This window comes from Salinibacterium sp. NYA9b, assembly GCF_976973725.1.
Window position 1 is genome coordinate 92,359 of record NZ_OZ333476.1, and the last position, 23,949, is coordinate 116,307.

The 23,949-nt window shown below is 59.0% G+C and carries 13 protein-coding genes; 11 read left to right on the forward strand and 2 right to left on the reverse strand.

The features are described 5' to 3' along the window. The first annotated feature begins 84 nt into the window (after nt 1-84). The 5 genes from ACWFSR_RS00455 to ACWFSR_RS00475 all read left to right on the forward strand — a co-directional run bounded on the left by ACWFSR_RS00455 (nt 85) and on the right by ACWFSR_RS00475 (nt 7,778). Nucleotides 85-720 carry an NUDIX hydrolase gene (locus ACWFSR_RS00455; RefSeq protein ID WP_447522788.1) on the forward strand — a complete coding sequence of 212 codons (636 nt, stop codon included), beginning with the start codon at nt 85-87 and terminating at the stop codon, nt 718-720. A 189-nt stretch (nt 721-909) separates the two neighbouring features. After that, complete coding sequence (locus tag ACWFSR_RS00460) at nt 910-1,572, forward strand: DUF1643 domain-containing protein (RefSeq protein ID WP_447522789.1); 663 nt, start codon at nt 910-912, stop codon at nt 1,570-1,572. Nucleotides 1,573-1,641: 69 nt separating this feature from the next. Beyond that, entirely contained in the window at nt 1,642-4,725 is a 3,084-nt protein-coding gene (locus ACWFSR_RS00465; RefSeq protein ID WP_447522790.1) for a BPTD_3080 family restriction endonuclease, read from the forward strand. Continuing rightward, nucleotides 4,725-7,334: a site-specific DNA-methyltransferase gene (locus ACWFSR_RS00470; RefSeq protein WP_447522791.1), complete on the forward strand. Its 2,610-nt coding sequence runs from the start codon at nt 4,725-4,727 to the stop codon at nt 7,332-7,334. Before ACWFSR_RS00465 ends, ACWFSR_RS00470 begins: the two co-directional genes overlap by 1 nt. 3 nt (nt 7,335-7,337) lie before the next feature. After that, nucleotides 7,338-7,778: a hypothetical protein gene (locus tag ACWFSR_RS00475; RefSeq protein WP_447522792.1), complete on the forward strand. Its 441-nt coding sequence runs from the start codon at nt 7,338-7,340 to the stop codon at nt 7,776-7,778. 64 nt (nt 7,779-7,842) lie between these two features. Here the strand turns inward: ACWFSR_RS00475 and ACWFSR_RS00480 are convergent, their stop codons facing one another. Then, nucleotides 7,843-8,568, reverse strand: coding sequence for an HIRAN domain-containing protein (locus tag ACWFSR_RS00480; protein WP_447522793.1), 726 nt, complete (start codon nt 8,566-8,568; stop codon nt 7,843-7,845). Nucleotides 8,569-9,542: 974 nt separating this feature from the next. Here ACWFSR_RS00480 and ACWFSR_RS00485 point away from each other — a divergent pair. The 4 genes from ACWFSR_RS00485 to ACWFSR_RS00500 all read left to right on the forward strand — a co-directional run bounded on the left by ACWFSR_RS00485 (nt 9,543) and on the right by ACWFSR_RS00500 (nt 18,513). Next, on the forward strand, nt 9,543-12,311 hold the full coding sequence (locus ACWFSR_RS00485) for an ATP-dependent helicase (RefSeq protein ID WP_447522794.1): 2,769 nt from the start codon (nt 9,543-9,545) through the stop codon (nt 12,309-12,311). Between the two features lie 106 nt (nt 12,312-12,417). Then, nucleotides 12,418-13,629 carry a DUF6361 family protein gene (locus ACWFSR_RS00490; protein ID WP_447522795.1) on the forward strand — a complete coding sequence of 404 codons (1,212 nt, stop codon included), beginning with the start codon at nt 12,418-12,420 and terminating at the stop codon, nt 13,627-13,629. Beyond that, nucleotides 13,622-15,376, forward strand: coding sequence for a phospholipase D family protein (locus ACWFSR_RS00495; protein ID WP_447522796.1), 1,755 nt, complete (start codon nt 13,622-13,624; stop codon nt 15,374-15,376). The genes ACWFSR_RS00490 and ACWFSR_RS00495 overlap by 8 nt, the downstream gene beginning before the upstream one ends. Continuing rightward, complete coding sequence (locus tag ACWFSR_RS00500) at nt 15,373-18,513, forward strand: helicase-related protein (RefSeq protein WP_447522797.1); 3,141 nt, start codon at nt 15,373-15,375, stop codon at nt 18,511-18,513. Before ACWFSR_RS00495 ends, ACWFSR_RS00500 begins: the two co-directional genes overlap by 4 nt. Before the next feature lie 149 nt (nt 18,514-18,662). On the opposite strand, the gene ACWFSR_RS00505 is transcribed toward ACWFSR_RS00500, so the two are convergent. After that, nucleotides 18,663-22,184, reverse strand: coding sequence for a TM0106 family RecB-like putative nuclease (locus ACWFSR_RS00505; RefSeq protein ID WP_447522798.1), 3,522 nt, complete (start codon nt 22,182-22,184; stop codon nt 18,663-18,665). A 173-nt stretch (nt 22,185-22,357) separates the two neighbouring features. Here ACWFSR_RS00505 and ACWFSR_RS00510 point away from each other — a divergent pair, with 173 nt between their 5' ends. Both ACWFSR_RS00510 and ACWFSR_RS00515 read left to right on the forward strand, forming a co-directional pair. Continuing rightward, complete coding sequence (locus tag ACWFSR_RS00510; protein WP_447522799.1) at nt 22,358-23,266, forward strand: endonuclease/exonuclease/phosphatase family protein; 909 nt, start codon at nt 22,358-22,360, stop codon at nt 23,264-23,266. A gap of 67 nt (nt 23,267-23,333) precedes the next feature. Beyond that, complete coding sequence (locus tag ACWFSR_RS00515) at nt 23,334-23,882, forward strand: thioesterase family protein (RefSeq protein WP_197106961.1); 549 nt, start codon at nt 23,334-23,336, stop codon at nt 23,880-23,882. Nucleotides 23,883-23,949: the final 67 nt, after the last annotated feature.

The window sequence follows — 23,949 nt, forward strand, 5'->3', positions numbered from 1 at the left end:
CCTCCGATAGTTAGCGCATTGTTGCGCAAATTCAGAGTATGACACCCCACCGACAATTAGCGCGGATCTGCGATAATCCTTTCTATGGAGATCTACCGCGACTCGCACGACCGAGCACTCACCGACTACCCGCGGCCCTCCGTCGCCGTCGACACCGCCGTGCTGACCGTTCCGCCGGGCGCGGCCCTCAGCGTGCTGCTCGTGCGAACCGGCGACGACTGGCGCCTCCCCGGCACCTTCCTGCACGAGGGTGAGAGGCTCGCGGATGCTGTGCTGCGCTCGCTGCAGATCAAGGCCGGGGTATCAGGCCTGTCGCCTCGCCAGCTCCACGTCTTCGACGACCCCGCTCGCGACAATCGCGGATGGGTGCTCTCGGTCGCCCACCTGGACGCCGTGCCGTGGTCTCGCCTCAGCATCGACGCCGCTCTAGCGCGAGTGGTGCCGGTGACGGATGTTGGCACCCTGCCCTATGGGCACAACGAGATCCTCGACCGCGCGGTGGCGACGCTGCGCTCGAGCTATGCGTCGGCGCCCGATCCGCTCCACCTCCTGGACGGCGCCTTCACCCTCCGCCAACTCCAGGATCTGCACGAGGCAGTCGCGGGCGAGCCGCTGATGCGCGACAGCTTTCGGCGCGCGATGGAGCCGCAGCTGCGGGTAACTGGCGAGGTTGCGGCGGGCACGGTGGGGAAGCCTGCGCGGCTGTTTGCATCGGCTTGACTTGGCCCTCGGGCGAAGTCGTGCCGAGTCTCTCGGACCTCATCTAATGATTCGTGCCGATAGCCCGTGGGTCAGATTTTGGGGAGATACCCCACTGCTTAGAGTTCGTGAATCCGGCAGCCCGACGCCAATGGCCCATCTAGTTGATTTCCCGGCCGAACGCTCTTGCCTAAGCTAGTTTGGAGCTCGATGAATTCTGTCAGTAGAAGCACTATCGGCCGCTTGGCGGTGGTCTTGTCGAATCCACCGACCACCAGTGGGCTCCGGACCCTTCAGCGGGTGGAGCTAGCCCGACAAACTCTGGGATATGCGTCTGTCGTAGTCGTCAACTTGTTTTCCATTCCGACATACCGCACGGGCGGTATATCGGAGGTCGGGGCGGTGGAGGTCGGCTGGCTCAATGCCCGCCCTGAACTTTCTGAGGTGCTCTCTTCCGCTGACGCTGTGGTCCTCGGCTATGGGTGCCAAGAACCGTCAGGGCTTGCCCGTTTCCATTTCCGCGCCCAGCTCGCTTGGTTATTCGCGGAAATTGAGAACCGCAAACTCCGCTCTTGGATGCTCGATGGCCGACCTCGTCATCCATCGCGGTGGCATCGCCACACGCACGCTGCCTACCCGGGCCTCCCGTTCGCGGAGGCTCTCGTGCTTGCACTTCGCCCGATCGGCGACGTAACGGAAGACTTGGATGGGAATTGCCAGTACGCCGTGGAGAACGAGTCAAGTGAGGACGAGGTTCCCGTTGACCGAACATGGTCACCTGCCAAAGCGCCAGCATTCAAAGCAACCCGACTGGTGCGTTCGTCTGAACTGAGGCTGAGCAATGGATCGCCCACCCAAGCGAAGTTGCGATAGTCTCAACGACGAGATGGCCTGGCGTCAAGGCGAGAGGTCACGGCATCTAGAGCAGGGGGAAACACCAGCATGGATGTGCTTGCCAATCCGGTGATTAACTCGCCCTATGTCGAACCGTCACGTCACTTTGCACTCGATGATCAGGGCCGCCCAACGGGCAAAATCGCTGAATCCCGACGTCGAAGCGAGTTCTTTGTCCCGGTTCCTAAACCAAAGAAGGGCAGAAAGACGGCTGGCGAAACGCAACTCGCCTTCGATCTGACCGACGAGAGAGTCGAGCGCAATGACGCGATCGACCAGCTACGTGATGACATTCGTTATTGGCGTCATCAGGGCTATCCGGGCGTGACTCCGATTAGCCGGAAGCTGCTTGAGCACTGGTCTGATCCCAATCGTGAAAACCGTATACTTTTTGCTCAACGCGAAGCGGCAGAAACTGCCATCTACCTAGCGGAGGTGGTCGGCCGCGATAAGTACACGCGCAGTCGCGCGGGGGGAATCGACTGGCGGGATACGCTCGCGGAAGTCAATACCACCCATAATTCTGGTTTGCCACGTATGGCGCTCAAGATGGCGACTGGGTCAGGCAAGACCGTGGTTATGTGCATGCTCATCGCCTGGCAGTCGCTTAATAAGTTTCACGCTCCGCACGACGCACGTTTCTCAAACCGATTCCTCGTCGTGACTCCCGGCATAACGATCCGGGACCGGCTTAAGGTCCTTCAACCTGGTGACCCAGACAACTACTACGACATGCGTGGGCTCGTGCCGCCAGACCTTCGTCTTCCGCTTAACTCCGCGAGCGTCTTTATTGTCAACTACCACCAGTTCATGCCTCGCGATGCGAAAGAGATCAAGGGAATTGCCTCCGGCACTCGCAAGCTGCTCCTAGCGGGCAAGACTGAAGACCCGTTCAAGGAAACTCAGCAGGCTGTCATCACCCGCCTGCTGAAGTCCCTTCCCGGAAAAGGGGAAATCGTGGTGCTCAATGATGAAGCGCACCACTGCTACCAGCCCCGTGACCGTGACGAAAAGGTTGACGCCGAGGCAAAAGAGGCGAACGAGGATGCGCGAGTGTGGTTCAAGGGCATTGCGGCTCTACGCAAACACGCCAAGTTGAAGACCGTCTACGACCTCTCAGCGACTCCGTTCTATCTTGGCGGATCTGGTTGGAGTGAAGGTCTTATCTTTCCTTGGACAGTATGTGACTTCTCCCTCATGGATGCCATTGAATCGGGCATCGTCAAGGTGCCACGACTACCTGTCGACGATGATGCAATGGGCGACCAGGTTAGTTACTTACACCTTTACGATCAGATTAAAGACGATCCCAATTGGCCAAAGACGATTAAGGGTGCGCCGAAGTCCCCCGCTGATTGGGTGATTCCGGTCGCTCTCGAGGGGGCGATTCGCAGCCTCTACAAGAGTTATGAGCGTGCCTACGACGGTTGGGAACGCACACTCAAAGACCTTGGCGAGCCACCGCCGGTCATGATCGTGGTCGCACCTAATACCGTTGCCTCCAAGCTTATTTATGACTGGATCGCTGGGTACGAGCTCACCGTGGGCGAGCAAACAAAGCAAGTCGCCGGAGCTCTCTCCCTCTTCAGCAACGTAGAGAACGGTCAGGCGATAGCCCGGCCTCGCACGATTATCATCGACTCGAAGCAACTTGAGTCGGATAATGCGCTGAAGGACGACTTCAAGAAGGCGGCCGCCGCCGAGATCGAAGCCTTCAAGAAGGAGTATCGCGTTCAGCGCGGGAGCGCCGACGATGTCACCGATGCTGACCTGCTTCGTGAGGTCATGAATACGGTTGGCAAGAAAGGAAAGCTCGGCGAACAGGTCCGTTGTGTTGTGAGCGTTTCGATGCTGACTGAGGGATGGGACGCGAATACAGTGACGCACATCCTGGGTGTGCGCCCATTCCGTTCGCAGCTCTTGTGCGAGCAGGTTGTCGGCCGCGGGCTTCGTCGTCGGGATTACTCGATCGACGAGGAGTCGGGTTTCTTCGGCGCCGAATACTCCAATGTCTATGGCATCCCTTTCTCTTTCATTCCTGGGGATGCCCCGACTCTCGATCCCAAGCCGCTTGACCCGCCGACCCGGGTGCAGGCTCTAGATGATCGAGCGAGTCTGGCCATCGACTTTCCCCGAGTTGGTGGTTACCGGATCGAAATGCCGGAGGCCCCGCTCCTTTTCGACCCCGAGGACGCCGACTCGCTGACGATTGGCGCCGCAACCGTGCCGAGTTGGGTGCAGAACGAAGGGATCGTGGGGGAGAAGGAACGCATTGAGGGAATCACAGAGATTCGTGAGCAGGAAATTGCATTCCGTGTAGCGAGCCGCGTACTCAAGCGCTTCTTCACATCGCAAGATGATGCTCGGCCCTGGCTCTTCCCGCAACTAGTGGAGATCACAAAACGGTGGCTTGCTGCGAAACTACACATTGAATCGGGCTACGGTATTGGATTTCTCTCACTCGCGGAGCCGCAGGAACTCGCGGCTGAGGCGATATACAACGCGATTAGTCGCCTTGAAGATGAGGAGTCCCGACGCAAGCTTGTGCGTCCGATTCTTCGCGACCCTGCCGAAGGTTCAACTGACGGCGTATGGTTTGACACCCGCAAGAAGACGTACGAGACAACCTACTCCCACGTCAGTCATGTGACACTCGATGGGAAGGATGGCAACACTTGGGAGCGGCATATTGCCCAGGTGTGCGAGTATCTCGTCGCGGAGGGGCTGCTTACGAGCTACGCTAAAAATGACCGTCTCGACTTCACGATCCCTTACGTGCACAAAGGGCGCAGCCACGAGTATTGGCCTGACTTCCTGCTTCGTCTCGCGCCAATCGAAGGCGAAGACTTCCCACGCACTCTCATCGTGGAGGTCTCCGGATCTCAGAAGAGCCCTGGTCCCACGAAAGAGAAGGCCCGCACGGCGCGCGATTCATGGTGTGCCGCTGTGAACAATCACGGGGGTTTTGGTCGCTGGGGCTACACCGAGCTAGGCAAGGCTGAGGTGGATGACGCCGAGCACGAATTACGCGCGCGAATTGATCAACTTCGCAAGGATGCACCGATCATCGGGGACCCCGATCTTCTCTCGAGCCGGCTGCTGGCCGGCATAGCCCGATTCACGGAGGACTAATGGCACGTACGAGCAAACAGAAGGGGCCTACCCCCGTCGAGTCGATCCAACATGAAGACAAACGGGCCAACATCCCGACCGCTGATGCGGCTGCCGACTTCTTTGATGATGCCGCCGCGACGCGACCGCCGCTTCGTTACCCCCGCGACCCAACTCTGGATCCTCAACTTGTCTGGAGGGGTAAGGATGATCAGGATGGCGAAGACCTCATCGTGGATGCGCCGCCTATTTACATTCAGGAGAAGGTTGATCCGCGAGCGATCATTGCCAACATTCGCACACAGGGCCATGGGAGTGAAAATGACGATACTCCCAGCCTCTTTGATTTCGAAGACTTCGATTCCCTCGATGAGTTGAGCCAGGTCGAGTTCTACCAGCACGAAGAGAGCTGGAAGAACCGGATGATCCTCGGCGACTCCCTCCAAGTCATGGGATCGCTTGCCGAGCGCGAAGCACTCCGTGGCAAAGTTCAGATGATCTACATCGACCCGCCCTACGGCATCAAGTTTGGTTCGAATTGGCAAGTACGTGCGGGAAAGCGGGATGTCAGAGACGGCAAGCTTGAGGATGCGGCTCGCGAAGCAGAACAGATTAAAGCTTTCCGCGACACTTGGGAGCTCGGAATACATTCCTACCTCTCTTATCTTCGCGATCGTCTCATCGCTTCACGGGAAATGTTAAACGAGTCGGGATCGGTCTTTGTCCAAATTGGCGATGAGAACGTGCACCTTGTCCGCAGTCTGCTTGATGAAGTTTTCGGAAGTGAGAACTTCGTTTCGCAAATTACGATGGCAAAGCTAAGCGGTGTTCAATCAAGCGCGTTGGCTGCAACTGCTGACTACGTAATCTGGTTCGCAAAGAGCATTGACAGCCTCAAATATCGACAGCTCTACACCCAAAGAGCTGAAGGCGCGGAGTTGCGATATGACCAAGTCGATGAACGCACTGGTGCCCGATTCCAGCTAGATAATCTAACTAGTTCAGGCCCCGCAAACGAAGACCAGTCTTTTGTCTTTTCCAATGTTGTATATCTACCTAGCAGTGGAAACCACTGGAAGACTAATCTCGCGGGAATGGAGCGCCTCGCTGCGGCGAATCGCCTCGGCGCAGCACGCACGACGTTGCGCTACAAACGCTACGCAGACGATTTCCCAGTCCGCGAGATCAACAATGTGTGGACTGATATAAGCGGATCCGTCCAATCAAGATCAGACCCGAAAATCTATGTGGTCCAAACTTCGACTTCTTTGCTGGAACGCTGCATGCTCATGTGCACAGACCCAGGTGACCTTGTGCTGGACCCTACTTGTGGAGCGGGTACCACGGCATTTGTTGCGGAACAATGGGGGCGTCGTTGGATCACAATAGACACCTCACGGGTGGCGCTCACTCTCGCTCGACAGCGCCTTTTGGGTGCGAGGTTCCCTTATTACATAAAATTCGACAGCGCGGATGGACGCAAATTGGACGGGTTGCCGCCGGGCGAGACGTTCGGTGACATCCGGGCCGGCTTCATCTACGACAAGGTGCAGCACATCACACTCAAGTCGATTGCGAACAACCCTGATATCAAGCCGGGCCTGTCCCGTGGGGAGATCGACGCGGCAGTAAAGAAGCATGCGGACTTTGAGTTCCTCTACGACAAGCCTAAAGAGGACAAGTCGAAAGTCCGCGTCACTGGTCCATTTACAGTCGAGTCGCTCTCCCCCCATCGCTCCCTGAGCTTTGACGAGGCAGATGCACTCCGTGCCGACTCAGACGCGACGGATGCCGAAACTGGTTTTGAGCAATCCATCCTCGCGAACCTGCGCCGCGCGGGCATCCAGAACGGACGTCGAGCGGAACGCATCGAGTTTGACACGCTTGAACAGCACAGCGGCGTGTATGTCCAGGCGATCGGTGACCGAAAGGACGACGATAACTCGTCCGCGCCGGCACGGCTTGCGATTGCGCTCGGCCCACAATATGGGACAGTGAGCCCCAGCTTCATCAAGGCCGCGGCAAAGGAGGCTATCGCCGACGAATCGGTTGATCTGCTTTGCGTGCTTGGCTTTGCGTTTGATCCACTAGCAACCGGTGTCACTGAGGATGACGGTGTAACCGTCGTTCAGGAGTTCGCCACGGTAGAGGGCGAGCGTAAGCTCGGCCGCATCCAAGTATTGCTCGTGCGAATGAATGCTGATCTGCTGATGGGTGAGGAACTCAAGAAGACTGGCAGCGGCAACCTCTTCACTGTCTTCGGCGAACCAGACGTTTCGATCTGCGAGGTCGCCGAAGACAAGCTCAAGGTCATTCTCAATGGCGTCGATGTCTATGATCCTTCGACCGGCGCGGTACGTAGCTCGAACCGCAAGGACATCGCACTATGGATGATCGACACTGACTACAACGAGGAGTCTTTCTTTGTCCGCCACTGCTATTTCCTCGGCGAGAACGACCCATACAAGTCATTGAAGGCCGCGCTCAAGGCGGACATCGACCCGGAGGCTTGGGCAGCGTTGTACCGCGAGGAGTCGCTTCCCTTCAACAAGCCTTCTACCGGCAAGATCGCCATCAAGATCATCAACGACTACGGCGACGAGGTCATGAAGGTCATAGAGGTCGCGTAACAAATGCAGTTGTTCTCCACCATTGTCCAGGCGCTCACCGCGTTGGCGATTATTTTCGCGGCCTGGCAACTCCTCTTCCACAGCAGGCAGATGCACCGAGAATTCGAGCATCTCTATGTGGAGCGGTACTGGGTTCTTATGGACAAGCGTTCGGTGGGTTTTGCTCTGAAGGGGAGGATTGGCAAAGAGGACCGCTCTATTGTGCGGGGTTACTTGCAGTTGTGCGAAGACGAGATTGATCTTCGCCGACTGGGAAGAATTACAGATAGCACTTGGCAATTTTGGTCAGGAGCTGCGCTGGACCAAACTGCGGAACCCGTTTACACTGCCGAGCTCGCGAAGCTTGATGACTCGTTCTACCCGCTGTTGCGGGAGCTCGTACGAACGGGCGGCGCTGACCCATTGGCGAAACGGTGGGTGTGGCGAAAGTTCCACGGACTCTAACCTGCGCGCGGTGCTCTCAGCGCCACCTCCGCATACGGACCGGAATCGGCAGTAAGTCATTAGCCTAGGCGCGAATGGCTTCAATCTTGCAGAGCAATCGTGCGTGCGCGGGCGCATCACGATTCACTCTCTCTGCGACAGCGGTCACTGTCCAGCCAGCGCCAACCAAGTCGTGCACCTCATCACAAAGCCAGTTGGGTACGTATCCGACTTTCCTGCCGTCCGTGTGATCGACAATAACTGCTTTGATATTGACCGGGTTGTCACCCTCAAGATGTAGCTTGAGCCGATCCCCGCTTGAAATTCCTGCGAGCACGCAATCAGCGTCCGCTGTGTAGCGAACTCCCGAGACAAAGAATCGACTCGTGAACCTTCCGGAGTCCCTTAGAGGCGTTTCAACAATATGAAAAGTATCGGTCGCGCGCCCGCCTCCAGTTCGAGCCAATACCTCGAGCGGTACATCCTGCTTCTGAAGGCCTTCAATTCCTAACCAACGGAGATAAGTTCCATAACCGGAGCGTTCCGGAGACCGAATACGGTTGGAAAAAAAGGCTGGCAATTCCTGAGAGCTATAAACGCGGTCTTTGTCGGGGAATTCCACCAACGGTTGAAATTGAGGGTCAGCCCACGCGTCCTTGAAATAGTGGAAAGTGAAGCGACCTTGAGCGAGGGCGTCAAGCTGACCCACCTTCGTGAGAAGCCGCGAAGTTGGGTTCTGCCAGATGAGCAAGAGCGAACGCTCGCTCGCGGCCACATTCGCTTTGTCGATTTTAAGGAACTCAGTAGCCATCGAGCATCCTCCTCCGATTGGCATCCAGTAGCTGAATTACGAACCTACGCGACGTCTCTGACATTACAGTGTCTGGCACGGCGTTCACTGTATTTTCGACTGTTTGCGCGTCAACTTGTCGAAGCTGGTTGTACCAATGATTGGCGGCGTCTGGCTCGGCACTCTGCAGCGCTTCGTGCGCTAGGGCAATGAGCCCAGGTTTACCAATAAAGTGTTGACTTGTGCCGCGTTCGAGCCATCTCTCGAGATGCGCCGAATCTCCCAACATGCGCTCACGACGAGAGTCACGCTCTTGAAACCCGAGTGCGTTCCCGTGGTCGAACGACGGCGCGAGTCTTTTCTCTGTTCCCCGGAGGATAACTCCCCAGTTTTCGTGGTGCCGGTCGCGACCCGAGACCCACGCATCCAAGAGCAAATACCCTGCCCACACGCCGAAACCGCTGAACTGAGAGAGATCGGGACGGTCAAACGGGGGAAGAGTGCTCGTGAGCGCCTCCTGCACCTTGGGAACCGAGTACCCGGAATTCTCACCTCTGATGGAGGGATCATACCCAGGGAAATGACCGCCTAAGATTTCGTTCCCGTGGGCGAGTGAATCTGATGAGTCTCTCAGCATGGACCGAGAAACGATCGCGCGACGGCCATCGAAGATCGCCGGACGCACGGAGGCTGTTGGTAATCCAAGCATCGTGGCGAAGTACTGGACTAACCACTCCGCCCAATCTTCTCCGCTTACCGTTCCGTCTCTTTCGTCGGTGCGGGCCAGTTTCACGAGCCACCGGCGATCGTCATTGGGTAGCCGAACCCAATACTTATCTTTTGAGCCCATCTGTTCCTCAGGATCCTCGAGGTCAAGATCACCGAATCCAACTTCGACTGGATTCCAAAGAGGAGACATGCCTTCAAGATACCGTCTTGATTGGTGCTCGGCGCAGACGAATAGCGTGTCGCCCCCTACGGATAGTGTGAGTTCCGTGCCCACATATACCGTCAGCCAGCAGTCCGCGATCGACGAAGTCGAGCGGCCCTTGCAACTCATCGCGTGCGCCGGCTCCGGAAAGACTCAAGTCATCTCGCAGCGGATCTCTCGAATTCTTAGTCAGCCCGGAATCCGACCCGCAAACATTGTCGCTTTCACTTTCACGGAGAAAGCCGCCGCAGAGCTCAAGGACCGTATCTACACGATCGTCAAGGCGGAACATGGTGACTTGCCCGGGCTTGCTGAAATGTACGTGGGCACCATGCACGGATACTGCCTTAACCTGCTCCAAACCTTCATCCCTGAAGCTTTCAAATACGGTGTGCTCACCGAGATCACGCAGCGGCTCCTAATCGATCGACAGAGCTCTAAATCAGGACTCACGACCTGCCCGTCGACTGCGCCAAGCCGACCCACATTGTGGCGATATGCAGACTCGAAACTCTATATGCAGGTACTGTCCATCCTTCAGGAAGATGAGATCGAGTGGGACCTGATTCCCGATGAGGTCGATGCGAGCCTGAAATCATATCTAACGCTGCTCGCCCAGCAAAAGTACTTTGACTTCACCTCGATGATCGCAGGAGCGGTTGCCTACCTCGAGTCTGAACCCGATGACCCTACGCTCGAGAGCACAGAACGAGAACTTCTCCGGCACGCGCAGGATGACATCAAGTATGTTGTCGTCGACGAGTACCAGGACGTCAATCCGCTGCAGGAGAAACTGATCGCTGCCCTCACTAGGTTTGGGGCGAATCTCTGCGTCGTCGGTGATGACGACCAGACGATTTATCAATGGCGCGGCAGTGAAGTCTCCAACATCTTGTCGTTCGCTGAGCGCTATGAGAACGTTCGTACAATCCAACTCGCCGACAATTTCCGTTCCACGGAAGGCATCGTCCGCCTCGGCCGCAGCGTGGCGGAACTCCTCCCTGAGGAGGAGCGACTCTCGAAAGAAATGGAGTACGCGTCCCACCAAAAATGGAAGCGCGGTGACTTGGTGGCGCTGGAGTTCGACGGCCTCGAATTAGAGGCAGCCTGGATCGCAGACAGAATCGACGCGCTTCAGGGGTTACCGTTCGTGGATGCACCGAATCGCCCACCACGGGGACTGTCTTGGTCTGACTGTGCCGTGCTGTTCCGAACTGTCAAGGACGCGGAACCGATTGTGGCGGAGCTGCGAAAGCGTGGCATCCCGTACATCATCAAAGGGTTAGCTCGACTTTTCGATGCACCGGAGATCGTCGCGCTTGTGGGGCTATTCCGCTACATGCTCGATGAAATCAGCCGGGAAGAACTTAAGTCATTGTTCGATGCAGCGGATCTACTGCCGCACCCCGAACACTTCGCACGAGCCATCTCATTGCTCGATCAGGGTGCCGCGTTCGGGGACGACGATCGATGGGGCACTTATAACATTCAGCGTCTCTACCTAAGCGTGCTCGAGGCGCTTGACATTCGCGAAGCTACGATTCCTGGAACACCAGCAAGGGCTGAGTTGGTCATGTACCAGCTAGGCAAGTTTTCTCAAGTAATTTCTGACTTTGAGACGATTTACTTCGCGTCTAGTCCTGAATCCAAATACAAATCCTTCGTTGGTTTCCTCACGCATCAAGCCCCTTCGTATTACGAAGAGTCCGACGAAGACTCGGGGTATGCGACCCCTGATGCGGTCACTCTCACTACGGTGCACCGTTCCAAGGGAATGCAATGGCCGGCAGTGTTCATTCCTTGCCTGCGCAGGAATCGCTTCCCCAGCAGGGTGAGTGGCGGGCTCAATGTGTTTCACGTAATCCCACAGGAGGCAGTGCCGAACGGCACCCGCTACCGTGGTGGGCTTGCCGATGAGACACGACTCTTCTACGTCGCGACCACCCGTGCGCAGAAGTATTTGTATATGACGTTCGCGCCCGGAGAGAGTAACCAAGCAAAGAAGCCGTCAGCCTTCTACCTGCATTCGACCAAATCAGACTGGGTCTCTACGGCCGACGAAGGACTGCCCGACACAGTACGACTAGCTCCGACGCCAAAGGTAGAGACACCGGCCATCTCGATCTCGTTTTCGGAACTGAAATACCTGATTGAGTGCCCCTATCAATTCAAGCTGCGATTCATGTATGGCTTCAATCCACCAATTCACGAAGCCCTCGGATACGGCAAGGGTCTACACGATGCGTTGGCGGAAATGCATAAGCGCGCGCTCACAGGCGATGTGCCTCAACCCGAAGAAGCTGCTGATCTAGTGAATCGTCACCTTCACACGCCATATGCCTATCCAGCGCTCCGCGAGCAATTGCAGAAAGCCGCGAACTCTGCGATCAGGCGATATTTCGTCGAGCACGGTGACGACCTAACCCGCACAATTCACTCTGAGAAGCAGATCGAGGTGCTCGTCGCACCGGGTGTCACCGTCAACGGCCGCATCGATCTAGTAAAGCGGCTGGAAACGAATGAGACTTCAATTGTTGATTTCAAGTCAACGGAGGAGTCACAGGCAACTGGGGTGACTCGGGACCAACTCAGCGTCTATGCGCTCGGTTACCGCGAACTCACTGGCGAATCGGCAGACCGTATCCAAGTGCTGAATCTCGATTCGAAGGGTGATGGGCTTAACGAACCAGTTAACGACGTGCTTCTGGCTGAAATTAGGGCCAAGGTTGAGGCAGTTGCCGCAGATATCCGTGAGAACCAGTTTGAATGTGGGCATGACCATTCGAAGGAAGCAACCTATAACGACCTCGTATGGCTAACCAGCCGCGCTTGATGAGAAGCGTGGCACGTAAATTACCCCGCGACGCGCTGTCGGGCCACATCGATAGTCTGAGAGTGCGCGCACCGATGCCCGATCGGCGGCGCAGGGGGAATGGGCATTGCCGTCACTTATAGCGTGGCTTGACGCATCGAGCGAAGACCAACGTCGCATGCGCGAGATCGTCAATCTATTCAGCGAACGCGATAGCCGGGATGAGCTCGGGGTTGGACAGATTCGCGACGTGCTGAGCGACACACTCTTCCCGGGAACGTCAACACTGCTCACGCGGGCTCGGTACATGCTTTTCATCCCTTGGGCGTTTTCTGCAGCCGCGAGGCAGGGCCTAAGCGTCGATGAGATTGCACGTCGAGTCGACAGGAATGAGCGCAATCTGATCTCCACTCTCAAACGAGAAACTGACGGAGAGGGACTGCTCGGCAAGACCGCGGGGGCGGCACTCAAGACGCTTCCTTCAAGCACATACTGGGCTGCGCTCCGGCAATACGAGATTCTCCTCGACCCCTCTCAGAACCAAGCGGATGCTGTCGCGGCCAGCATCCAGCATGCTCCGGCTACTGATAACGATGAACCGCGCTCGGTCGGCCCATGGTCGCCAACCCTCCCTCCGGTTCCCGAAGGCTTCCCCGGCGAGACTGCGGGCGGTTTCGATTTGAGTCGCACCGAAGCTGAATGGCTGCGGGATCGGATGCTCAACGGAAGCGAAGGATCCCTGCTCGCTCACTTCCTCGACCATCGTCCGCGAGCCGAAAGTGTTGCGCCTTGGTTGGAACCCGCCGTTGCGGGGGCATCTCCACGCGTTACCAGCGATTTGTTTCATGCTCGAATGTTCTCTCTCGCCTTCCACGGTGCATCGCTGCTCTACAACCTTCTGCTGGCGGAAACGTACGAAGCCGCCGGGAACGATCGCGTCAGCGGCAAAGTCGAGCTCTATCGTGAGCGCTTGAGCAAATGGCAGAGTGTTCGCGCTGAGGCGTCGGCAAATCTTTCCTCGTGGGACCGGAGCGAGTTTTGGTCGCTTGTCTACGCGAAGAACCCCCGCATCAATCCTCAATTGCGATCATTTATAGCTACGTGGCTTGATGCAGTGACAGGCAGCGAATCGCTCTCGATCGCAGACGACGAAGGTCTCCGCTCTTTTATCAGGCAGCGGGAGCGCCGCCATAAGGGACCTCAAGCGCGACTGTATAACCCTCGACTTCTGGAGACGTGGCAGGGAGCTTCGGGTGCCAGCGAACTCACCTTCCGGTGGCGGCAAGTGAGAGCCATCCTCGCTGACCTGCACGACGGATTGGAGCGAGCAGATGCTTGAGCCAGATTCCCGCGCAGCTCTTACTGAACAGCTGCGCCCGCCGAGTGGCTTCGAGTTAGTGCACGCAGTGGGAACCACCTTTACCCTTGATCTCACGAGTGCACTCGCGGTACCGCTGTCGTTCGCGGGTCACCACGTCCGCGAAAGCGACGACCCGATCGCGATCCTAGATGCGGTGCGCCGGGCTGCCGACCGCGTGGACATTTTCGCGCAAGCAGGGCTCATCGCGGTGCCGCGGCAAGCCTCCGACCTCGTCGCCTTTCTAGAGCCCATGGTCCACCCTGTTGCTGTTGGTCGGCCCGGGGCGCTCTTCCATCCGAAGGTGTGGATCCTTGAGTACGCACGAGGGTTGCACCGTAGCTATCGGCTGCTGTGCTCCAGTAGAAACATCACGAGTGATCGCAGTTGGGACCTTGTAGTGAGGCTCGACGGTACCGAAGGGGATGAAACCCTAGAGCAGAACGAACCCCTGGGCGATCTCCTCCGGAGCCTCCCCTCGCTGGCGGTTAGCCCGCTTGCGCAAGAACGTCGGGATCGAATTGAAGGATTAGCAGAGCGGCTCTCGAAGGTCTCGTGGGAGCTTCCCGCCGACATCCGCCAGTTGGATTTTCACGCTTTAGGAATCGGCAGGGCGAAGACTATTGATTTCACGGGCAAGCGGCACCTCGTCATCTCCCCATTCATTTCGGATGACGGCCTCGCGGATATAGCTTCGTCAAGCAGAGAAAGGGTGCGAGTCATCTCGCGCGCCGAAAGCTTCGACCGGCTACGCCCGGAGACGCTCAAATTCGTCGACGCCTACGTGCTCGACGATGCGGTTCGTGACAGCGAGGAGGTCGACGGCGACCCGCTGGTCGGGCTGCACGCCAAGGCCTATTTTCTCGACCGGTCTCCCACGTCACGAGCTGTGGTCGGTTCAGCCAATGCCACGCACGCTGCCTTCGGAGGCAACGTCGAGTTCCTTATCGAAATGGTCGGCTCTCAGCCGCGAATCGGGGTCAGGGCCGTGTTCGGTGAAGACTCTGAACTCCGTAAGCTCACCATGCCCTACGTGACCACCGGGGGAGGTCAAGAGACTGACACGGAGAAAGCCGACCGAGCACTAGACGACGCCATTCGCTCACTCGCGAGCACTCGTCTCCGCAACACTGTCCACCTCGAGGAGGACGACAAGTTCTCGATCGACGTTCAAGCGGTCACCAACTCGAAGCCCACGGGGGAGATCGACACACAAGTGCAGTTGCTCACCAAGCCTGGAAATATACACTCCCTGCCAACCCTCGATGGTCCGCCCGCAGTGTTCGCCGAGCTTGATCTCACAGACATCACGCCCTTCGTAGTCATTCGCGTCACGGACACTCGCGGCGAACAGCGGAGCACTGTGGTGTGTGCCGAATTGATCGGTGATCGTGATCACCGCCGAGATGCAGTTCTTGCGCGGCAGATCGATACGCCAGAGAAGTTTTTGCGATTCCTTCACCTGATGCTTAGCCTCGGCGGTTCCGTGGGCGCACACATGCCCCTCGGTGGCTCGGGCGGGTTCGGCTCCTGGTCGAGTGACGGTGCGGGAGTTTTTGAAACTCTCGTTCGTTCTCTCGCTGAAAACCCTGAGGGCCTAGATGATCTCGCCAGACTTGTCGAACGGATGCGCGACGCAACTTCTTCAGGATCGCTACCCGCAGGGTTCGACGATCTCTGGGAGCCAGTCTGGCGCGCACGGCTTGCGCAGAAAGGAGGCGCAGTATGAACGACTTTTCCGCGGAGGCAATCCTCGCCGAACTCAAGTCTTTCCAACGAGACGCCGTCGAACATGTGATGTACCGGCTCTACGACGCTCCCAACGCCAGCGGGCGCTTCTTGGTCGCAGACGAGACAGGTCTAGGAAAGAGCGTTATTGCTCGGGGAATCATCGCGCGAACCATCGAGCGGTTACAACATGATGACACCGTCGACCGAATCGACATCGTCTACATCTGCTCCAACTCGGATCTTGCCTCGCAGAACCTGCGTCGGCTGAATGTCACCGGCGATCCTCACATCGGACTCACCAGCAGGCTCACCTTGCTCGCGCGTGAGTCACATCGTCTCGCGGGAACGAACTCAGCCGGGCGAAAGCCGGTCAACCTGGTTTCGTTCACCCCCGGAACTTCGTTCGATATGGGCTCGTGGCGCTCTGGGTCAGGAAAAGAACGAGCGCTGTTGCACATCATGCTCACCGAGCTGCTAGGGCTTTCACGGGCACAGCAGCGAGCATCGCGGATGCTCTTCCAAGGGCAAATCAAGACCCCCGAAGCTTTCGCGTACCGAGTGAAGCGCATGCGCCACAGGCTCAATGGATCCGTCGATCCGGCGATTCTCGGCGCATTTGATCGAAGCATCACCGATTCCGGTTTGCGCGATAGTTATCTCGGTTTGTTGGGGAATCTGGCAGGGAAACACAAAGTGCCGCCATCGCTCAAAGACTCGATTCGGCATCTCACGGCCAAGCTCCGGGCGGCTCTCGCTGGCGCGAGTGTGGATTCGCTCGAACCCGACCTGGTCATCCTCGACGAGTTTCAACGCTTCCGACACCTCCTCAACGTGGAAGAAGGAGGCGACGCTGCCGAGCTGGCTCATACCCTGTTCAACTACTCGGCGGCAAAGGTGCTGCTGCTCTCCGCGACTCCGTACAAGCCATTTACGGAGGCCGCGGATGAGGCTGGCGACGATCACTATAAAGACCTGATGACGACCCTCGGATTTCTGTCCGCAGGCTCCGCAGTTTCGCTGGCCGAGATCCGCGAAGGATTCGCCCAGTACCGACAGCAGGTCGTCAACGGCAGGGCGTCGACCGAACATGTTGATCGATTACGCGCCAGCCTCCTCACAGTGATGAGCCGAACTGAGCGCCCGCAAGCAGGAGACATGGTTCGGGAGCGCCGACTGCCCTCGCTGTCCCCAGCGGATGCAGATTTTGCCGGCTACGTTGCGCTTGAGCGGCTATCGGCGGAGCTCGACGTTCCCATCGGGCTCGAGTACTGGAAATCGATTCCCTACTTCGCGAGTTTCATGGACGGTTACAAAATAGCGAGCGCGGTAGACAAGCGTCTGGCCGAAAATGACGGAAGCATCGACCGACACCTCCGCGAACTCCAACAGATCGATGCGGATGCTGTTGGTCGCTATGAACAGATCGAACTGGGCAACAGCCATTTGGGTGCGCTTGCTCAAGAAACTGTCGACGCCGGCTGGTGGAAGCTGCTGTGGCTGCCCCCATCCCTCCCGTACTTTTCGCCAGGTAGTGTCTACAGCTCTGTCGCGCCAGAGAGCGTGACCAAACGGGTCGTGTTCTCATCGTGGACTGCGACCCCGACGGCCATTGCGAGCCTGCTGAGCTACGAGGCAGAGCGCCGGATCGTGAGCGGCTCACGCCTTCGGGTTAATTCGTCAGACGCGCGGAAGGCAATCTCCGCACGCCTTGATTACAAAAAGTCTGCGGATTCCAGCCCCGCCAACATGTCGACCTTGGCTCTGTTCTGGCCTCACCCCGCGCTCGCTGAAGTGGCGGATCCGTTAAGGGTTGCGCGGGAAAGCGAGCAAAACAGCGTTTCGGCGGAGGACGCGCAGTCGGCCATCTCGGCTCAGCTCGACACTGAAACGAAGTCGTCGCGAGCGTGGGAAGCGTTCTTCGCTCAACCGGGGGCAACGCCGCAAGGGCTTGCTCTCGATTCCAAGACGCTCGCTCAAATGCTGGCGGCGAGACCTATTGACTCAGAAGAAGACAGCGTGGGTGCTGCAGGCCAGCAGATCACCGCGCACGTCGAGTTAGCTCTGGAATCGATGAGGGCGTCAGAGTCCGCGTCGTCGCATCCGGATCTCGCAAGACTCGCCCTACACTCGCCAGGTAACATCGCATATCGTGCGCTCGGACGATTGCGCGACGGCGACGATGAGAGCAGCGATGCCGGCCAGTGGAAAGCTGCCGCAATGCTGTCGAACGGCCTTCGCAGTCTGTTCAACCGCACGGAGAGCATGCTTCTGCTCGATAAGGTGAAAGACACTGAGGACGAGTACTACTGGCTCGCAGTCCTCGACTATTGCGCCGATGGCAACTTGCAAGCCGCGCTGGACGAATACCTCTTTCAGCTTCGCAGCGAGGCTGCGGGGGCAACTCTCGATGATGACTTGCTGATGGCTCTTGCTGTCAGGGCCGTCACTGCGATTGCGCTGCGCCCCTCCATTTATCAAGCGCGTGACCTTGCCCCAGATGGTGACCACATTTCCTTCAGTGCGCGATTTGCTCTGCGATACGGCGGCAAGACACAGAATGAAGAGAGCGCGCGGCAACCCGAAATCCGAAACGCCTTTAACAGCCCCTTCTGGCCATTCGTTCTCGCCTCGACCAGCGTGGGCCAAGAGGGGATCGACTTCCATTGGTGGAGTCACGCCGTTGTGCACTGGAACGTGCCATCCAATCCTGTCGATTTCGAGCAACGTGAAGGCAGGGTCAATCGCTTCGCCGGTCACGCGGTGCGCAAGAACATTGCCGCTGCTCATAGCGGGGACGTAATGACCTCAACCGACTCGAATCCTTGGCGCGCAGCGTTCAACGCAGCGATAGAAACGCGCACCGGCCTCGGAGAGTTCTCGCCATTTTGGGTTTATCCAGGGGAAGCGAAGATCGAACGACAGCTTGTTTCATTCCCCCTCAGCCGCGATCTTGCCAAGATCGACCGAATGAAGGAAGCACTCACTCTCTATCGGTTCACACTGGGGCAACCGCGCCAAGAGGACATGTTGGAAATTCTCAAGCGGCGCGGAGTGGATGGCGCTGCATTGCCGTCGCTGGATTTGAGCCCACCGAAGTTGTCGGCAGAGAAAGCGGAGAAGAAAACGAATGACTGATCTGATCACACCAAATGACCTTGCGCGCGAGCTTGGCGTCAGCGCGAAAAAGATTCGAGATTACCTGCGCAGTAAGTATGGAACCCTCCCGTCGTTCGAAACGAGGTGGCATCTCACGGAGTCACAGGCGTCCGACGTTCGTGCGTACTTCAGCTAAACAATTCCGCGGGATTAGCGCCAGCCCCCTCAACCAACGAAATAAACCGACTCAGTGTCGCCACGCCCTCCGCCGACTGCGGCAGCGAATCGAGCAGCGCTGGCGAGTAGACGAGGTACGCCGCCCACTGGGCGCGTGAGATCGAGACGTTGAGGCGGTTGCGGGAGAGCAGGAAGTCGAGGCCGCGGGGCACGTCGTCGGCGCTGGAGGCCGCGAGGCTGATGATCGAGATGACCGCTTCTCGGCCCTGGAACTTGTCGACGGTGCCAACGACAACGCGCGAATACCCCGCAGCGTCGAGATGACTGCGCAGGAGCTCCACCTGCGCGTTGTACGGCGTCACCACGATGATGCCGTCCTCGTCGAGCGGCTTTGCCTTACCGCCGGCTTCGGAGGTCCACATTGCGCCGAGGTGCTCACGCACCAGCTCGACGACGCGCTCGGCTTCTTCGGCAGAGAAGGTGGAGTTGTCGACGTGAGTGGTCGGAACCGAGTGCAGTCCGGGGGCGAAGCCCTCGAGCATCCGCCCCGCCGTTGACGCGTGTGAGCGCAGCAAGCCGTCATAGGAGAGTTGCGAGACGGGGCGCGTGACGGCCTCATCCATGCGGCGGCTCTCTTCGAGGAAGTAGCCGAAGTCATCCGGCAGCACCGCCAGCTCGCCGATCACATGACCGAGCGCCGAACCATCGACCGGCGCCGGGTGGATGCCCTGGCTCACCTGGGGGAGCTGCTGCGGGTCGCCCAGCAGCAGAATGCGTTTCGCGCTCGCGGCAACACCGATCGTGTTCGCAAGAGAGAACTGCCCGGCCTCATCGATCACAAGGAGGTCGAGTTGGTTTGCCTGCACGCGTTTGCGATTGGTCATGTCCCAGGCCGTGCCGCCGATGACATAGCCCGTCGAGTCGTGATCGCGCGCAAAGCCCGCGTGACCATTCGCCGGCAACTCGCTGAAGGGACCATCGGCGTAGTAGCCGACACCGAACTCTCCCGGCACCGCTTTCGCGACAAGCTCCCGGTCGAGGCTCGCGTCGAGAACCACAGCGTCGAGAACGTTCTCGACCACCTTGTGTGACTGCGCGGTTATGCCGACCTTCCAGTGATGCTTCTCGACCAGCCGCTGAATAACGTGCGCAGCGAGGTACGTCTTGCCGGTGCCGGGTGGGCCCTGCACAGCGAGGTATCCACTCTCCCGCGACAGCAGCGAGGCGATCACGGCGCGCACACCATCATCCGCGCTCGTCATGGGCTCAAGCGGGCCGACCTCGGCGGGAGCTTTGCGCAGCAGAAGGTCAGACATCGCGTCGTCCGGCCACTCCGGTGCGGCGGCCACGACGGTCTCGCCCCACTCTTCGATCGCGGCAACAATGCTGTCGGCGCGCGGTGGCGGGCCCGGCGTGAGGTGGGTGGGGATTTCATCCCATGCCGGGATGTCATCGGGCCTCGACTCGATGACGAAAATGCCGCCCTCATCCTCGGCGGGGTCAGCGAAACGAACCCCGCGGGCGAGGCGCGCGCCGGCGCGATGGCCCGGCGGAAGATAAGGCAGCGGGTCGCCGTAGACGACAAAAACATCGCCGCCCGGGCGTGGGGCACTGCTGCCCGGAGCCCATTGACCGCGGAGATAAAGGTGCCGACGCTCGTTGCGCTGGCGCCCCTCTTTGTGCCAATCGCGATCCAGCTGGGCGCCATCGACGACGAACATCCCACGGGTGTCTTCCCACAACTCCGACGGTTGCTCGAGGCGGTCGTAGTGCTCCCACCAAAAACTTTTGACCTCGCGCCGGTGGTAATCGATCGCCGCGGCGGCCATGCGATACGCACTAGCGGTCGGATGATCGCCCGCTCCTTCAGCGTCATCGCCGAGTGCTTGCAGCGCGACGTCGAGCGCACTGGGTTCAAAGACCTTGCCCTCGAATTCTTCATCGACCGGCTCGACTTTAACGCCTTGCACTTCGGGCAACGCCCGCAGCCAATCGCGCAGCTTGAGCGTCGAAACGCAGTCGTACTCGTTGTAGCGGGCGATCGCATCGCGAATCTCGGTCGCGCGCTGCACGTTGCCGTTCGCGGCCGCGACACTGGAGTCGACATACTCACCAATGGAGTCGGCAGCGTTGGTGACCCCGGCACGCTCGGCCTCGCCCATGTAGAGCGGCTCAAGCTTCTTGATCGAATACGACGGCGTTCCGATGCGCAGCGCACCCCGCACGATCGGGTACAGGTCGACCAGCACGCCATCACGCAGCAACTGGTCGACAACATCCTCACCCTCGCCGTGCCGGGCGGCGATGCTCAGCAGATGTGTCTTCTCGTAGCTGGCGTAGTGATAAATGTGGAGACCCGGATGCTGCTGCCGCCGCTCCGTGACGAAGTCCAGGAACGAACGCAGCGCGATCCGCTCCTCGGCATGGGAGTGCGCCCACAGGCAATCGAAGTCGCCTTCGGCATCGACCCACCCGAAGAGGTAGTCGAGGCCCCAGCGCGGCACCCCGCTGATGCCCGGCTCGGAGTACATCGGGTCGCCCTCGAAGTCGAAGAAGAGGTCACCGGCGTTGGGCGCGGGCAGGTTCGCGATCGGCCGGGGGTCAACGACAACGACGGGCGGGATGGCGTGGCTGTCGGCCGGATCGACCGTGTGCTGCAGCTTGGCCTGCAGGTGAAGCTTGGCAAAACTCGCTTTCGGGATGGCGAGGTCTTCGGGACGTTCCGAAGTTTCGGCCAGGTCGGTGAGGGTGCGGATGCCCGCCGCCAGAAACTTCGTGCGTTGACCGGCGCGCAGCCCCGCGACGGTAAACAGGTCATCGGCTTTCTTGGCGGGTTCCGTGCAGAACTTGCAGCGGCCATCCCGCGCATACCGCTCATCGTGCCAGTCGACCGGCTTACCTTCGGCGCGATGTTCGGCGATGATCGCGTGCATGCGAGCCCGACGGTGGCGAAAGACGGGGGCGATGTCGGCCACCGCAGCGAGCTCGGAGGCATCATTGCCGAGAATGAGCTCGACGGTGCCGTCTGCCGGAACGCCGAGCTTCTGAAGTTGCTCGTGGTACGCCGCCAGTTGCAGCAGCGCGGTGACCCGCACGTGGCGCGAGAGCTTCGAGTCGACCACCCGATAGCTGCCGTCGGGCTGCTTGACCAGAAAGTCGGCGTAGCCGATGAAGGGTGACTCAGGATCGGACTCGTCGAAGAACACTCCCTGAAAGATGACGGGGGCACCGGCGAGCAGAGCGTCGCGTGTGCGTGCCGCGTAGTCACGCAAAACAGCGGCGTCGCGCCCCGGGGGCTTATCGAACTCGACCATCGCATCACCGAACTCGGCACGATAGCGATCCCGCAGCCGTTCCTCATGAACGTTTCCCAGCTCTGCCGCCCGCATCAACATCGCATCGTCAGCGGGCAGCGGATCAGTAGAGAACCCCAACCGCTTGTCGAGCACGCGCAGAAACCCGAACTCGCAGTTCGACGCTTGGGTCAGATCGCTGGCGCTCGTCACGAGAGCGGTGTCGGTGAGTAGGTACATGTCTCGATCAGAATATGGCCGGGGAGCGACATCGTCGTTGACCCGTGCCGCTACCGCGCACATCGGTCACGCAGGAACGCAGATCGAGCGTGCAGATCGACCAGTCACTTCGACGAGACATTTCACGCGCCCGACCCCCACCGAAACGCCAGACCACGCCCTAGGCTTGAACTATGACGGGAATCACCACCCCACGGTCGAAGCACTTTTCTGCGCTCGCCCCGGAGCGTGAGCCCCAACTGGCGTTCCCTCCACGCGGTAGCTCGATGATCGGCCCCGTCGACGCCCCCGGCCTGCATGTGATGAGCTACAACATCCGTCGGCGCCTGCCCAAGCTTTTGCCGCGCAATCCCGACCAGTGGCGGCACCGTCAGCCCTTAATGAGACGCCTTCTCCTCGCCGAACAACCGGCGCTGGTCGGCGTGCAAGAAGCCCTCTTCACTCAGGCGCGTTTTGTGCGCCAGTCGTTGGGGGAGCACTACCGTTCGCTCGGCCATGGTCGCGAGAGGAACACGGGCGGCGAAGGCTGCCCCATCTTTTACGACTCCACTCGTCTGGAGGCGGTCGAATGGCGGCAGTCGGCGCTCTCCGATACTCCGAATGTTCCGGGATCGGTCTCGTGGGGCAATCGCACGCCTCGCGTCGTGGTGGAAGCTATCTTCCGCGACCTCGCCACCGGCATCCACTTTCAGGCTGTGAACACTCACCTCGACCACCGGTCTCGCACGTCGCGCCTTCACTCCGCCGACGCGTTGAGAAACATCGTGCAGGCGACACCGCACCCCAGCATCCTGACCGGCGATTTCAATACGGATGCTGACACTCACCCTTATAGCCAGCTCACCGGTAATGGACTGGTCGTAGACACGTGGAACACCGCCGAGGAGCGTCTCACCCAAGTGTGGGGAACGTTCCCCAACTACGGCCCGCCGAAGCACAATCGCAAGCGGATTGACTGGGTTCTTGCAACGCCCGATGTGACCGTGATGGAGGCGGGCATCAATGTCACGCGGTATGCGGGCGGCTGGCCGTCGGATCACACGCCCGTGCAGGCTGTTGTGCGTTTTGCCGGAACAAAATAGCTCCACTCGCTAGAGCATCCCTACAAACGATTCACGGAGTCGATCACGATTCACCTAATCTGGGCGAGTGAACCTGATCTTCCGCACCATCTTGCACCGCATCCTCAGCACGCGACGATCGGCCCTCGGCATCACCGATGTGGGCAGCATGACGATGAAGGTTCTGCCGACCGATGTTGACCTACTGCGCCACATGAATAACGGCCGCTACTTCTCCATCATGGACATCGGCCGCATGGACCTCTTGATCCGTGCCGGCGGCTGGCAGAAGCTTCGAGCCAAAGGGTTCTACCCGGTGATGGCCAACGAGACCATCAGCTTTCGCAAGTCGCTCGATCTCTGGAAGAAGTTCCAGCTCGAATCGCGCGTTGTCGGCTACGACGACAAGGCCGTCTTTGTCGAGCAACGTTTTGTGGTCGACGGCCAGATTTACGCCCAGGCGATGACCCGCGCCCGCTTCCTGCGGAGCTCTGGCGGCACCGTCAGCGTCGCCGAACTGCTCGAAACCATTGGCTGGGATGACGAACAACCCGTCATGCCCGACTGGGTTCAGGAGTGGGCTGATCATGTTGCTCTGCCCGTCAGTCGCGCCGATGCGCCCAGCACCTGGGAGTAAGCGCTAACAGCAAGCGTTTGCAGTGATTTGTATGACTTTCACCTTTATGAGAGCGCTCTCTTGACAT

Bases quoted from the DNA above. Each gene is read 5' to 3' on its own strand.
- ACWFSR_RS00455 (WP_447522788.1), top strand. From the start codon at position 85: ATGGAGATCTACCGCGACTCGCACGACCGAGCACTCACCGACTACCCG.
- ACWFSR_RS00460 (WP_447522789.1), top strand. From the start codon at position 910: ATGAATTCTGTCAGTAGAAGCACTATCGGCCGCTTGGCGGTGGTCTTG.
- ACWFSR_RS00465 (WP_447522790.1), top strand. From the start codon at position 1,642: ATGGATGTGCTTGCCAATCCGGTGATTAACTCGCCCTATGTCGAACCG.
- ACWFSR_RS00470 (WP_447522791.1), top strand. From the start codon at position 4,725: ATGGCACGTACGAGCAAACAGAAGGGGCCTACCCCCGTCGAGTCGATC.
- ACWFSR_RS00475 (WP_447522792.1), top strand. From the start codon at position 7,338: ATGCAGTTGTTCTCCACCATTGTCCAGGCGCTCACCGCGTTGGCGATT.
- ACWFSR_RS00480 (WP_447522793.1), bottom strand. From the start codon at position 8,568: ATGGCTACTGAGTTCCTTAAAATCGACAAAGCGAATGTGGCCGCGAGC.
- ACWFSR_RS00495 (WP_447522796.1), top strand. From the start codon at position 13,622: ATGCTTGAGCCAGATTCCCGCGCAGCTCTTACTGAACAGCTGCGCCCG.
- ACWFSR_RS00500 (WP_447522797.1), top strand. From the start codon at position 15,373: ATGAACGACTTTTCCGCGGAGGCAATCCTCGCCGAACTCAAGTCTTTC.
- ACWFSR_RS00505 (WP_447522798.1), bottom strand. From the start codon at position 22,184: ATGTACCTACTCACCGACACCGCTCTCGTGACGAGCGCCAGCGATCTG.
- ACWFSR_RS00510 (WP_447522799.1), top strand. From the start codon at position 22,358: ATGACGGGAATCACCACCCCACGGTCGAAGCACTTTTCTGCGCTCGCC.